The 265-nt window shown below is 71.3% G+C and carries 1 protein-coding gene; it reads left to right on the top strand.

Annotated features, from left to right (window positions below):
* A partial coding sequence (locus tag AC0IYH_RS32055) for a hypothetical protein (RefSeq protein ID WP_471838334.1) occupies positions 1-265 on the top strand: 265 nt, incomplete at both ends.

Below are 265 nucleotides of genomic sequence, written 5' to 3'. Positions count from 1 at the left end.
GCATTTGCAGGAGACGACCGCGCTGGAGCCGCTGCTGGCGATGCTGCAGTTCGGCGACGGTGCGGCGGCGGCCCTGGTCACGGGCGACCCGCATGGCGTTGCGCTCGACGCGCCGTTCGCCGCAACGCTGCCCGACAGCGATGCGCTGATCCGCTGGGCGATCACCGATACCGGCTTCGCTATGCACCTGTCGGGCGAAGTCCCGCGCCGGATCGCGGATGCGTTGGACGACGACGCCTTCCGCACCACCGTCACCGCCGGTCGC

The organism is Pseudomonas sp. AC463 (assembly GCF_979253585.1).
Note: the sequence above shows the minus strand (reverse complement) of the source record. Positions and strands in the feature narration are given on the sequence as shown.